Source organism: Clostridium pascui (assembly GCF_016908015.1).
GTDB lineage: Bacteria > Bacillota > Clostridia > Clostridiales > Clostridiaceae > Clostridium_AK > Clostridium_AK pascui.
Genome location: NZ_JAFBDB010000002.1, coordinates 22513 through 35844, shown reverse-complemented (window position 1 = coordinate 35844; position 13332 = coordinate 22513). Strand labels below are relative to the sequence as shown.

Genomic DNA, 13332 nt, shown 5'->3' with positions numbered 1-13332 from the left:
CATACAGGTGTATTTTATCACCTTAATTTAATCCTGTCAACATAATTCATGTTAAGCTTTTATTTCATTTGTTAATTCGTCAGCATTCTGTTCTAACCCTTCTGACTCCTTATCTGTACTAAGCTTAACTGATCTATATCTTGTCATACCAGTACCTGCTGGAATCAACTTACCTATAATTACATTTTCTTTTAATCCTAGTAAAGGATCTATTTTTCCTTTTATAGCAGCATCAGTTAATACTCTAGTTGTTTCTTGGAAAGACGCCGCAGACAAGAATGATTCTGTAGCAAGCGATGCCTTTGTAATTCCTAAGAGAGCAATTCTTCCTAATGCAGGTTGACCTCCTAAGGCTTCAACTCTCTCATTTTCTTCATTAAAATCAAAAATGTCAATCATTGTTCCTGGTAATAAATCTGTATCACCTGAATCTTCTATTTTAACCTTACGTGTCATTTGTCTTACTACTACTTCAAGATGCTTATCATTTATATCAACACCCTGTAGTCTATAAACCTTTTGCACTTCAGATAATAGATAATTCTTAACTCCCTTAACACCTTTAATTCTTATTATATCATGCGGATTTACAGAACCCTCTGTAATTTCATCTCCTGCACTTATTACATCACCATTGGCTACTTTCAATCTTGAACCAAAAGGAATATCATAGCTCATTTCTTCTCCAGATTCATTTACAACTACTACTGTTCTCTTTTTCTTTGTTTCTTCAATTCTTACAGTACCAGAAATTTCTGTAACAATAGCTAATCCTTTTGGTTTTCTAGCTTCAAATAATTCCTCAACTCTTGGAAGACCTTGTGTTATATCAGATCCAGCAACCCCACCAGTGTGGAAAGTTCTCATTGTAAGCTGAGTTCCAGGCTCACCTATACTTTGAGCTGCTACTATACCAACTGCTTCTCCAATATTTATTTTTTCAGCAGTTGCCATATTCATTCCATAACACTTAGCACAAACTCCATGTTTGGATTTACAAGTAAAGACTGATCTTATTCTAACTTTTTTAATGCCTGCATTTTCAATTCTATCGGCAACTTTAGTATCCATATAAGAATCTCTATATGCATAAACCTCTCCTGTGTTAGGATCAACTATGTCTTCCCCTGCATATCTTCCAGTAAGTCTTTCTGAAATACTTTCAATTATTTCATTACCCTCTTTAATTTCTGAAACTTCATATGATTCAGTAGTTCCACAATCTTCTTCTCTTACTATAACATCCTGACTAACATCAACAAGTCTTCTAGTAAGATAACCTGAGTCAGCCGTTTTTAATGCTGTATCTGCATTACCTTTTCTAGCACCATGTGTAGAAATAAAGTACTCAAGTACATCTAATCCTTCTCTAAATGAAGATCTTATAGGTAATTCAATGATTTTACCAGATGGATTAGCCATAAGTCCTCTCATTCCTGCAAGCTGTTTTATCTGACTCTTAGAACCTCTGGCCCCAGAATCTGCCATCATGAATATAGGATTAAACTTATCTAGATTCGCCATAAGCGCATCTGCTATTTCATCTGTAGTTTTAGTCCATTTTTCTATAACTCTTTCATATCTTTCATCTTCAGATATAAATCCTCTTCTATACTGCTTTTCTATTTTATTAACTACTTCATCTGCTTCTGCTAGTAAAGTTTTCTTAGACTCAGGCACAACCATATCTGCTGTAGCAACTGTAATAGCTCCTATAGTTGAATAATGATATCCCTTTGCCTTTATTTTATCTAACATTACAGATGTTTTAGTTGGACCATGCTTCAGATAGCACTTATTAATTACTTTTCCTAAAGAAGACTTATTAACTAAAAATTCTACTTCTAATTTAAACTTATTCTCAAGAATACTTCTGTCTACAAAACCTAAATCTTGAGGAATAGCTTCATTAAATATTAATTTACCTGGCGTAGTTTCAATAATTCCTGATTCTACTACTCCATTTTCTTCTTTATACATTCTAACCTTTATTTTAGCATGTATATCTATGGCACCTACTTCATAGGCCATAATAACTTCATCTTGTGATGAAAATACTTTTCCTTCTCCATTTACACCATCTTTATCCAAAGTTAGATAATATGATCCTAAAACCATATCCTGTGTTGGAACTACAACTGGCTTACCATCAGAAGGTTTTAATATGTTATGTGCTGCAAGCATTAAAAATCTAGCTTCAGACTGAGCTTCTACAGATAACGGAACGTGAACAGCCATCTGATCTCCGTCAAAGTCAGCATTATATGCAGTACAAACTAAAGGATGTAACTTTATAGCTCTACCTTCAACTAATACTGGTTGAAACGCCTGTATACCAAGTCTGTGTAGTGTAGGAGCACGATTTAAAAGTACAGGATGGTCTGATATAGCTTCTTCTAATACATCCCAAACTTGAGGTTGAACTCTTTCTACCATTCTTTTTGCACTCTTTATATTATGTGCTAGCGCGCCTTCTACAAGCTTTTTCATTACAAATGGCTTAAATAACTCTAAAGCCATTTCTCTAGGTAAACCACATTGGTACATTTTTAATTCTGGCCCAACAACTATAACAGAACGTCCTGAGTAATCTACACGCTTACCAAGTAAGTTTTGTCTAAATCTACCTTGTTTACCCTTTAACATATCGGAAAGAGATTTAAGCGGTCTATTTCCAGGACCTGTAACAGGTCTTCCTCTTCTTCCATTATCTATTAAAGCATCTACTGCTTCTTGAAGCATTCTTTTTTCGTTACGTACAATTATGTCTGGTGCCCCTAAGTCTAGCAGCTTCTTTAATCTGTTATTTCTATTTATAACTCTTCTATAAAGATCATTTAAATCAGAAGTAGCAAATCTTCCACCATCTAACTGAACCATAGGTCTTAAATCTGGCGGAATTACAGGTATAACATCTATAATCATCCAATCTGGTCTATTACCGGATTTTCTAAATGATTCCACTACCTCTAATCTTCTTATTATCCTTACTTTCTTTTGCCCAGTACTAGTTTTTAATCCTTCCTTTAACTCTTTAGAAAGACTTTCTAGCTCTATTTCTGCGAGCAATCTTTTAATAGATTCTGCTCCCATCCCTGCTTCAAAGCTTTCTTCACCATATTTATCAACAGCTTCTCTATATTCTTTTTCATTTAAAAGCTGCTTTCTTAATAATGAAGTTTCTTTAGGATCAAGTACTACATAAGATGCGAAATATAATATTTTTTCTAGTGACCTTGGTGACATATCTAATATTAGTCCCATACGAGATGGGATACCTTTGAAATACCAGATATGAGATACAGGGGCTGCTAATTCTATATGCCCCATTCTCTCACGTCTTACTTTAGATTTAGTAACCTCAACGCCACATCTATCACAAACTATACCTTTATATCTTACTCTCTTATATTTTCCACAATGACATTCCCAATCCTTTTGAGGTCCAAATATTCTTTCACAGAATAATCCATCTCTCTCAGGCTTAAGTGTTCTATAGTTTATAGTTTCTGGTTTTTTTACCTCACCTCTAGACCATTCTCTAATTTGCTCAGGTGAAGCCAACCCTATCTGTAGTGCATCAAAATTATTTAATTCAAACAAGGGTATATCCTCCCTTCAGATTAATGTTCATCATTAAAATCGCCTAATTCTAAATCGCTTTGTAACTCATCTAATGGTAAATCATCGAAGTCCTCTAAGTCTATGTCTTCATCTATATTGTCATCTTTTAGTTCTTCTATAAATTCCTCTTCAGGTGGTCCCGGAGCAAATTCTTCAGTTCCCTCTATATTAACATCTAATTCTTCTAGATCATCATCTATAGATTCCCTTAATTTTATTTCTTCCTTATCATCATTTAATACTTTTACATCCAGACATAAAGCCTGTAATTCTTTTATTAATACCTTAAATGATTCTGGCACTCCAGGTTCCGGAATGTTCTCTCCCTTAACTATTGACTCATAAGTCTTCACTCTACCTACTACGTCATCAGACTTAACTGTTAATATTTCTTGAAGAGTATGTGCTGCTCCATAAGCTTCAAGAGCCCAAACTTCCATTTCTCCAAATCTCTGTCCACCGAACTGTGCTTTACCTCCTAAAGGCTGCTGAGTTACTAATGAATATGGACCTGTAGATCTAGCATGTATCTTATCATCAACTAAATGTGCAAGTTTAAGAATATACATGTATCCGACAGTTACTCTATTATGGAATGGCTCTCCTGTTCTTCCATCATATAATACTGTCTTTCCATCTTCAGTATAACCGGCCTTAGTTAAGCATTCTAATATTTCAGATTCAGTTGCTCCATCAAATACAGGAGTCGCAATATGCCATCCTAATTCACTAGCTGCCCATCCTAAATGTACTTCAAGCACCTGCCCTATATTCATACGTGACGGAACGCCTAATGGGTTTAAGCATATTTGAAGAGGTCTTCCATCTGGTAAAAATGGCATATCTTCTTCTGGTAATACTCTTGATATAACCCCTTTATTACCATGTCTTCCAGCCATCTTATCTCCAACAGATATCTTTCTTTTTTGAGCTATATAACATCTAACTAGTTTGTTAACTCCTGGTGGGAGTTCATCTCCATTTTCTCTTGTGAACACCTTAACATCTACTATTATACCTGCTTCCCCATGAGGAACTCTCAAGGAAGTATCTCTAACTTCTCTTGCCTTTTCTCCGAAGATAGCTCTTAAAAGTCTTTCTTCAGCTGTTAATTCAGTTTCACCCTTTGGAGTAACTTTTCCTACAAGTATGTCTCCTGACCTTACTTCTGCACCTATTCTTATTATTCCTCTTTCATCTATATCCTTAAGTGCATCTTCTCCAACATTAGGTATATCTCTTGTTATTTCTTCAGGTCCGAGTTTTGTATCTCTTGATTCTGCCTCATATTCTTCAATATGAATAGACGTAAATACATCTTCTCTTACAAGTTCTTCTGAAATCAACATAGCATCTTCATAGTTATAACCTTCCCAAGTTATAAAACCTATTCTAATATTTTTACCTAATGCTATTTCTCCTAAATCAGTTGATGGTCCATCTGCAAGAACAGTTCCTTTTTCAACTTTATCACCTTTACTTACAATTGGACGTTGGTTAATACAAGTACCTTGGTTGGATCTTTTAAACTTCAATAGTTTATAAGTGTCAACTCCACCATCTGAATCTCTTTTTACTTTAACTTCATTAGCACTCGCATATATAACCGTTCCTGAATTTCTAGACTTAGGAAGAACTCCTGAGTCAACAGCTGCTTTATATTCTATACCAGTTCCTACAACAGGTGCCTGAGGTTTCAAAAGTGGTACTGCCTGACGCTGCATGTTAGAACCCATAAGCGCACGGCTGGCATCATCATTTTCAAGGAATGGTATCATAGCAGTTGCTACAGAAACTAACTGTCTTGGAGATACGTCCATAAAATCTACTTCTGCCTTAGGAACTATTAGTACATCTTCTTTATCTCTTACAGTTACCTTAGAATCAATAAATCTTCCTTCTTCATCTAAAGGTTCATTAGCCTGAGCTATTAAATACTGATCTTCTTCGTCAGCAGTTATATAAATAACTTCATCTGTTACTCTGCACTCTTTTTTATCAACTTTTCTATATGGAGCTTCTATAAATCCATATTCATTCACTCTCGCATACGTAGCCAGTGAGTTTATAAGACCTATATTAGGTCCTTCAGGTGTTTCTATAGGACACATTCTTCCATAATGTGAATGGTGAACGTCTCTAACTTCAAAACCTGCTCTTTCTCTTGAAAGTCCCCCTGGTCCTAATGCTGACAATCTTCTCTTGTGTGTAAGTTCTGATAATGGATTAGTTTGATCCATGAACTGTGAAAGCTGTGAACTTCCAAAAAACTCCTTTATAGAAGCTGCCACTGGTCTTATATTAATCAGTGCTTGTGGAGTTATAGATTCCTGATCTTGAATAGTCATTCTTTCTTTTACAACTCTTTCCATTCTAGAAAGACCTATTCTAAACTGATTTTGCAACAGTTCTCCTACAGACCTTAATCTTCTATTGCCTAGATGGTCTATATCATCTGTATATCCTATTCCATAAGGTAATCCTAACTCGTAACTTATAGTTGCATATATATCATCTCTTATTATATGCTTAGGAATCAATCTATGAATGTTTTTCCTTATTTGATCCTTTATACTAGATTCTTCGCTATAATTATCTAGTATTTCTTTTAGAGTTGGATAATGTACTAATTCTTTAATATTTAAATCATCTATGTTAAACTCTATAAGCTTATGTATATCTACAAAGTTATTTCCTATTACTCTAACAACCTTGTCATCTACATGAATATCAACCTTGTTTACTCCAGAATTTTGTATCTCTAAAGCTTTTTCTCTCTCGATTTTTTCACCCTTCTGTACTAGAATTTCTCCAGTAATAGGATTTATCACATCTTCTGCAGCAATCTGGTTTGCAATTCTTAAATGTAAGGATAACTTTCTGTTAAATTTATATCTACCTACTCTAGATAAATCATATCTTTTAGCATCAAAAAACAATGATTCTATCAATGATATTGCACTATCTACTGTTGGTGGTTCACCCGGTCTTAATCTTTTATATATTTCAAGTAAACCTTCTTCTTTTGTTTTTGTATTATCTTTTTCTATAGTAGCCTTCAATCTCTCGTCTTCACCAAAATAATCCAATATCTCAGCATCCGTTCCGAAGCCCATTGATCTAGCTAAAATAGAAATAGGTAACTTTCTTGTTTTGTCTATTCTTACATATATTACGTCATTAGAATCTGTCTCATACTCAAGCCATGCACCCCTGTTTGGAATTACTGTAGCAGAAAACAACGGCTTACCAGTCTTATCTAGTGCAACATTATAGTAAACACCCGGTGACCTAACTAGCTGGCTTACAATAACTCTTTCAGCTCCGTTTATTATGAAAGTTCCCTGTTCAGTCATAAGAGGGAAATCTCCCATAAATACTTCCTGTTCTTTTATTTCACCAGTTTCTTTATTAATAAGTCTTACACTTACCTTTAATGGTGCCGCATAAGTAGCGTCTCTTTCCTTACATTCTTCTACGGAGTACTTTGTATTTTCCATGTCTAATTTGTAACCTATAAATTCTAGGTTAAGGTTCCCTGTATAGTCTTGAATAGGGTTGATGTCATCAAAAACCTCTTCAAGTCCCTCTTTTAAAAACCATTGATAAGAATCTAATTGAACCTCAATTAAATTTGGCATATCGCCAACTTCTTTAAGCTTAGAAAAGCTCATTCTTGTTCTTTTACCCACTTGGACAGGATGTACCATTAAAATTTCACCCCTTGCATAAAGTAAAAATAACCAAAAACACCTAGTGTTTCTGGGTTGTATGCATTGCATCATAATATTATAACCAATTTTATTTATTTAATTCAATATTTAAAAATAAATACAATATATTTATTCTATAATGTATAATCAATGCAATTTATTATATTATCATAACAATAACAAGATGTCAATACTAATATCGAAATTATATACCTTATAAAAAAAGAGGTACTTAGAAAGTACCTCTTTTGAATTATATTTAAGCAATTACTTTAATTCTACAGTTGCACCAACTTCAGCAAGCTTAGCTTTCATTGCTTCAGCTTCGTCCTTAGCTACAGCTTCCTTTAATGTCTTTGGAGCTCCGTCAACTATTTCTTTAGCTTCTTTTAAGCCTAATCCAGTTATTTCTCTAACAGCTTTTATAACTTTTATTTTTTCTGCTCCAGCGTTAGCTAAAACAACATCAAATTCAGTTTTTTCTTCAGCAGCTGCAGCTCCTGCTCCAGCAACTCCTGCAACAGCAACTGGTGCAGCAGCACTTACTCCAAATTCTTCTTCACATGCCTTTACTAGTTCATTTAATTCTAAAACAGTCATTTCTTTTATAGTCTGTATGATTTCTTCTCTTGTCATTATTAAGCACCTCCAAATTTTCTCTTATTATTAAGCTTGAGTTTCCTCAGTTTCTTTCTTTTCTTTAACTGCATTTAGTAAATATGCAAAGTTTGATACTGGAGCCTTGAAGCTTCCAAGTAATTTTGCAATAAGTACTTCTCTTGGTGGTATGTCAGCAAGCTGTTTAATCTTATCAGTATCGTATACTTCTCCTTGAACTAATCCACCCTTTAGTTCTAGTTTCTTATGAGCTTTAGCAAAGTCATTAAGAACTCTTGCTGGTGCAGTTGGATCTTCATATCCAAAAGCTACTGAAATTGGTCCTTGAAGAAATTCTACCATTCCTTCATAACCTAATTCTTTAGCAGCTAGAGTAGTTAAAGTGTTTTTATAAACTTTATATTCAACACCTGCTTCTCTTAACTTGCTTCTTAATTCAGTGTCTTCTTCTACTGTTAATCCCTGATATTGAGCTAAAATTACGCTCTCTGCTTTTTCTAATTTTTCTTTTATTTCTGCTACTTTAGCTTCTTTTAACTGTCTATTGTTTGCCACTGTGTGTCCACCTCCTCACAGTTTAATTTATATAAAATTAAAGGTTTCTCCCGTAGACGCGGAGAAACCAAATATAGTCATATATTGGAACCCTCGGTAGGTTGAAATTCGTTATGCTTACGCACCTACTGTCTACGGTATATTGCCTTATTCAACTTTTAAAATAATATCAAATTTTAGATTCTATGTCAATACTATTCTAAAACTTTTGTTGGGTTAACTTTTATTCCAGGACCCATTGTGCTGGAAATAACTACTGATTTAACATATTGTCCTTTAGCTGCTGCTGGTTTAGCCTTAATAACAGCTTCCATTAATGTATGGAAGTTATCAACTAATTTTTCAGCACCAAAAGATCCTTTTCCTAATGGAACGTGAATTATAGCAGTTTTATCAACTCTATATTCAACTTTACCAGCTTTAATATCTGCTAAAGCCTTAGTAACATCAAATGTAACTGTACCTGATTTTGGGTTCGGCATTAATCCCTTAGGTCCTAATACTCTACCAAGTCTACCAACTACTCCCATCATGTCTGGTGTAGCAACAACTACATCAAAATCAAACCAGTTTTCCTTTTGAATTTTATCTACTAATTCTTCTGCTCCAACATAATCAGCTCCTGCTGCTTCAGCTTCTTTAGCTTTATCTCCTTTTGCGAACACTAAAACTTTTACAGTTTTACCTGTTCCGTGCGGAAGAACTACAGCTCCTCTAACCTGCTGATCTGCATGTCTTGGATCTACTCCTAGTCTTACAGCAAGTTCAATAGTTTCATCAAACTTAGCTTTAGAAGTCTTTACAACAAGTTCCATAGCTTCTGCTGCAGAGTATAGAGCATTTTTATCAACTAATTTAGCACTTTCGATATATTTCTTTCCTTTAGACATTTCATTACCTCCTTTGTGGTTTTAGCGGTTGTTACCTCCCACTTTTAAAACGTTAACTATTCTTCTATAGTTACGCCCATGCTTCTTGCTGTTCCAGCAATCATGCTCATAGCAGCTTCTACTGATGCTGCATTTAAGTCTGGCATCTTAGTTTCGGCAATCTGCTTCAACTGTTCTTTTGTAAGTTTAGCAACTTTTGTCTTATTTGGCACACCAGATCCACTTTCTATTCCAACAGCCTTTTTAATTAATACTGCTGCAGGTGGAGTCTTTAGTATAAAACTAAAAGATCTATCCTGGTAAACTGTTATTACAACTGGAATTATTAAACCAGCTTGACTAGCTGTTTTAGCATTGAATTCCTTTGTAAATGCCATAATGTTTACACCATGTTGACCTAATGCAGGTCCTACTGGTGGTGCTGGAGTTGCTTTCCCTGCAGGAAGTTGAAGTTTTATCATTCCTGTAACCTTTTTAGCCATAATTTACACCTCCTATAAATGTGGTACAATACGGATTTAAAATCCTCCCACTTGTAAACCTTCGCTTTTGATTAGTCTAATTTATCTATCTGATTAAAATCAAGTTCAACAGGGGTTTCCCTGCCAAACATGTTGACTAAAGCCTTAATTTTTCTTTTTTCAACATTTATCTCTTGGATAACTGCTGCAAAATCTTCTAATGGACCAGAAACAACCTTTACGGTTTCTCCAACTTGGAAATCTATATCCATTATCCTATCTACTATACCCATGGAATTAACTTCTTCATCAGTTAATGCAACAGGTTTAGATCCAGGTCCTACAAATCCTGTAACACCTCTGGTATTTCTAACTACATACCAGGAGTCATCAGTCATAACCATTTTGACAAGAACGTATCCCGGGAATACCTTTTTAAGTGTTACTTTCTTTTTTCCATCTTTAGTTATTTCTATTTGCTCTTCCATAGGAACTTGAACATCACATATCCAATCGTGTAGATTTCTATTTTCAATAGTTTTTTCTAGGTTAGCTTTAACCTTATTCTCATATCCTGAATATGTGTGAACTACATACCATCTAGCTCTCTCTGCCATATTTCAAGGGACGGGAGTATTTCTCGACCCCTACCTCCTTTTTTATATTTATTTTAATATAAACTGAGATAAATTTTTAAACACAAAATCAAATACAGTAATAGCTACTATATAGATTAGGCAAAAAGTTAACACAGTAGTGGTCGCTTTTTTTACTTCTTGTCTAGAGGCCCAGGTTATTCTCTTAAACTCAGCTTTAAATTCCTTAAAAAATCTAATTAATCCACCCTTTTTTTCAGATGCATTATTAAGTTTTTTTACCTTTTCTACAGAACTCATAATTTCACATCCCTGAAATTTAATATGCCTCTATGTATTATTTTGTTTCTTTATGAATAGTGTGTTTGCGACAGAATCTGCAGTATTTTCTCATTTCTAATCTATCTGGATCATTTTTCTTATTTTTCATTGTATCGTAATTTCTTTGCTTACATTCTGTACATGCTAAAGTAACTTTTATTCTCATCTCTACACCTCCTGGTACTCTCCTGGTACATATAAAAACGCAGGAAGATTATATTGGCTGTATTTAAGCATTACTTAAATAATTTATCATAATTGAATTTATATGTCAATGAAAATCATAAATAAAGTAACTAGTAATGTTTTACTTTTAAAAGGACTAGGTCTAGAAACCCAGTCCTAATTTTTATTATTCTTCTATTGTAGTAACAACACCTGAACCTACTGTTCTTCCACCTTCTCTGATAGCGAATCTTAATCCTTCATCCATAGCTATTGGAGTGATTAATTCAACTTTCATGTCGATGTGGTCTCCTGGCATTACCATTTCCATTCCATCTGGTAATTTGATTGATCCTGTAACGTCTGTTGTTCTGAAATAGAACTGTGGTCTATATCCATCGAAGAATGGTGTGTGTCTTCCGCCTTCTTCTTTCTTTAATACGTATACCTGACCTACGAATTTCTTGTGTGGGTGTACAGAATTTGGTGCTGCTAATACTTGACCTCTTTCGATGTCATCTCTCTGTACTCCTCTTAATAATGCTCCAATGTTGTCTCCTGCCATTGCTGAGTCAAGTAACTTTCTGAACATTTCTATTCCTGTTACTACTGTCTTTCTCTTTTCTTCAGTTAATCCTACTACTTCTACTTCATCAGCTACTTTTAATATTCCTGATTCAACTCTTCCTGTTGCAACTGTTCCTCTTCCAGTGATTGTGAAGATATCTTCTACTGGCATTAAGAATGGTTTGTCAGTTGCTCTTTCTGGAGTTGGGATATATTCATCTACTGCTGCCATTAAGTCCATTATTGGTTTTGTCTTTTCTTCATCTGTTGGGTTTTCTAATGCTTGTAGTGCTGATCCTACTACGATTGGTGCTTCGTCTCCATCGAATCCGTATTCACTTAATAATTCTCTTATTTCCATTTCTACTAATTCGATTAGTTCTGGATCATCTACCATATCTGCTTTGTTTAAGAATACTACTATTTTTTCAACTCCTACTCTGGAAGCTAGTAGTATGTGTTCTCTTGTCTGTGGCATTGGACCATCTGCTGCACTTACAACTAAGATAGCTCCATCCATCTGTGCTGCTCCTGTTATCATGTTCTTAACATAGTCAGCATGTCCTGGACAGTCAACGTGTGCATAGTGTCTGTTTTCTGTCTGATATTCAACGTGTGCTGTGTTGATTGTGATTCCTCTTTCTCTTTCTTCTGGTGCCTTATCTATTGATGCATAGTCAAATGCTTCTGCAAATCCCTTCTTGGATAATACTGTTGTTATTGCTGCTGTTAATGTTGTCTTACCATGGTCTACGTGACCTATTGTTCCTATGTTTACATGAGGTTTGTTTCTTTCAAATTTTGCCTTTGCCATTTTTTATTTCCTCCTTTATGTTAAACAATTATTTTTACTTAAGTAAACTTACCCTGGTGTGTTTATGCTATTACATATGTAAAAAATATGGAGCCCATAACCGGGATTGAACCGGTGACCTCCACCTTACCAAGGTGACGCTCTACCTACTGAGCTATATGGGCAATTTGGAAAACGAAACTCTGGAGCGGGAAACGGGGATTGAACCCGCGGCAACTAGCTTGGGAAGCTAGTGTTCTACCACTGAACTACTCCCGCCCGAATAGTTCAAATCAGCATACAAATAAAACACTGTATACCGATTACTAATTTTAATATAACTACTACACTTTGTCAATATAAAATTCATTTAATGTTTAAACATTTTTCCAACTTTCTTTTTACACGTTGAAGCGCATTATCTATAGATTTAGCATGCCTATCTAAATCACATGCAATTTCTTGGTATGACTTGCCATCTATGTACGACATTAATACTTCCATCTCTAAATCAGATAGCACTTCTCCTATTTCAGTTTGTATATGATTTATTTCTTCCCTGCTTATTATCAACTCTTCAGGGTCCGCCACCTTTGCTTCAGATAAAATGTCCATTAATGTTCTATCTGATTCTTCATCATAAATGGGCTTATTAAGAGAAATATACGTATTTAATGGGATATGTTTTTGCCTGGTAGCCGTTTTTATGGCTGTAATTATTTGCCTTGTGACACAGAGTTCTGCAAATGCTTTAAACGAAGATAATTTGTCTGATTTAAAATCTCTAATAGCTTTATACAAGCCTATCATTCCTTCTTGATAAATATCTTCTTTATCTGCTCCTATTAAAAAATATGACTTTGCTTTAGATTTTACAAAATTCTCATATTTATTAATTAAATATTCCTGAGCTCTTGAATCTCCTGCCTTGGCTTGGCTTACTATTTCTTCATCCAACATTTCCTTATACTTCAATAATTGAGTATTCACACTCTTACTGACAACCCCTTTTCCCACATAACATCCCCC

The 13332-nt window shown here is 34.7% G+C and carries 11 protein-coding genes, 2 tRNA genes and 1 other annotated feature; all 13 genes read right to left on the bottom strand.

Annotated elements, in window-relative coordinates; translation table 11 throughout:
• Window positions 1–51: 51 nt before the first annotated feature.
• The 13 genes from rpoC to sigH all read right to left on the bottom strand — a co-directional run bounded on the left by rpoC (window position 52) and on the right by sigH (window position 13320).
• Complete coding sequence (gene rpoC / locus JOC70_RS05240) at window positions 52–3603, bottom strand: DNA-directed RNA polymerase subunit beta' (RefSeq protein WP_204597866.1); 3552 nt, start codon at window positions 3601–3603, stop codon at window positions 52–54.
• A gap of 20 nt (window positions 3604–3623) precedes the next feature.
• Window positions 3624–7334 (bottom strand): DNA-directed RNA polymerase subunit beta, encoded by a 3711-nt coding sequence (gene rpoB, locus JOC70_RS05235; protein ID WP_204597865.1) that lies wholly within the window; start codon window positions 7332–7334, stop codon window positions 3624–3626.
• A gap of 270 nt (window positions 7335–7604) precedes the next feature.
• The gene (rplL, locus tag JOC70_RS05230; protein ID WP_204597864.1) at window positions 7605–7973 is read right to left on the bottom strand and encodes a 50S ribosomal protein L7/L12; all 369 of its coding nucleotides are present in this window, start codon (window positions 7971–7973) and stop codon (window positions 7605–7607) included.
• 30 nt (window positions 7974–8003) lie between these two features.
• Window positions 8004–8510 carry a 50S ribosomal protein L10 gene (gene rplJ, locus JOC70_RS05225; RefSeq protein WP_186431329.1) on the bottom strand — a complete coding sequence of 169 codons (507 nt, stop codon included), beginning with the start codon at window positions 8508–8510 and terminating at the stop codon, window positions 8004–8006.
• A 27-nt stretch (window positions 8511–8537) separates the two neighbouring features.
• Window positions 8538–8666: a sequence feature (ribosomal protein L10 leader region), on the bottom strand.
• A gap of 38 nt (window positions 8667–8704) precedes the next feature.
• Window positions 8705–9400 (bottom strand): 50S ribosomal protein L1, encoded by a 696-nt coding sequence (gene rplA / locus JOC70_RS05220; protein ID WP_204597863.1) that lies wholly within the window; start codon window positions 9398–9400, stop codon window positions 8705–8707.
• A 56-nt stretch (window positions 9401–9456) separates the two neighbouring features.
• Window positions 9457–9882, bottom strand: coding sequence for a 50S ribosomal protein L11 (gene rplK / locus JOC70_RS05215; RefSeq protein WP_035311707.1), 426 nt, complete (start codon window positions 9880–9882; stop codon window positions 9457–9459).
• 71 nt (window positions 9883–9953) lie between these two features.
• Window positions 9954–10478, bottom strand: a complete 525-nt coding sequence (gene nusG / locus JOC70_RS05210) for a transcription termination/antitermination protein NusG (RefSeq protein ID WP_035311708.1) — start codon at window positions 10476–10478, stop codon at window positions 9954–9956.
• 48 nt (window positions 10479–10526) lie between these two features.
• A complete protein-coding gene (gene secE, locus JOC70_RS05205) occupies window positions 10527–10757 on the bottom strand; it encodes a preprotein translocase subunit SecE (protein WP_204597862.1) in 231 nt (76 codons plus the stop codon).
• A gap of 37 nt (window positions 10758–10794) precedes the next feature.
• Entirely contained in the window at window positions 10795–10944 is a 150-nt protein-coding gene (gene rpmG / locus JOC70_RS05200; RefSeq protein WP_035311710.1) for a 50S ribosomal protein L33, read from the bottom strand.
• A 186-nt stretch (window positions 10945–11130) separates the two neighbouring features.
• Window positions 11131–12324, bottom strand: coding sequence for an elongation factor Tu (gene tuf / locus JOC70_RS05195; RefSeq protein WP_186431328.1), 1194 nt, complete (start codon window positions 12322–12324; stop codon window positions 11131–11133).
• Window positions 12325–12412: 88 nt separating this feature from the next.
• A tRNA-Thr gene (locus JOC70_RS05190) sits at window positions 12413–12488 on the bottom strand.
• Window positions 12489–12507: 19 nt separating this feature from the next.
• Window positions 12508–12582 (bottom strand) — tRNA-Gly (locus JOC70_RS05185).
• An 87-nt stretch (window positions 12583–12669) separates the two neighbouring features.
• Window positions 12670–13320, bottom strand: a complete 651-nt coding sequence (sigH, locus tag JOC70_RS05180) for an RNA polymerase sporulation sigma factor SigH (RefSeq protein ID WP_204597861.1) — start codon at window positions 13318–13320, stop codon at window positions 12670–12672.
• Window positions 13321–13332: the final 12 nt, after the last annotated feature.

What these genes read in the sequence shown, in the direction of transcription:
- rpoB (WP_204597865.1), bottom strand. Translation starts at nt 7,334, where the DNA reads ATGGTACATCCTGTCCAAGTGGGTAAAAGAACAAGAATGAGCTTTTCT.
- rplL (WP_204597864.1), bottom strand. Translation starts at nt 7,973, where the DNA reads ATGACAAGAGAAGAAATCATACAGACTATAAAAGAAATGACTGTTTTA.
- rplA (WP_204597863.1), bottom strand. Translation starts at nt 9,400, where the DNA reads ATGTCTAAAGGAAAGAAATATATCGAAAGTGCTAAATTAGTTGATAAA.
- rplK (WP_035311707.1), bottom strand. Translation starts at nt 9,882, where the DNA reads ATGGCTAAAAAGGTTACAGGAATGATAAAACTTCAACTTCCTGCAGGG.
- nusG (WP_035311708.1), bottom strand. Translation starts at nt 10,478, where the DNA reads ATGGCAGAGAGAGCTAGATGGTATGTAGTTCACACATATTCAGGATAT.
- secE (WP_204597862.1), bottom strand. Translation starts at nt 10,757, where the DNA reads ATGAGTTCTGTAGAAAAGGTAAAAAAACTTAATAATGCATCTGAAAAA.
- rpmG (WP_035311710.1), bottom strand. Translation starts at nt 10,944, where the DNA reads ATGAGAATAAAAGTTACTTTAGCATGTACAGAATGTAAGCAAAGAAAT.
- tuf (WP_186431328.1), bottom strand. Translation starts at nt 12,324, where the DNA reads ATGGCAAAGGCAAAATTTGAAAGAAACAAACCTCATGTAAACATAGGA.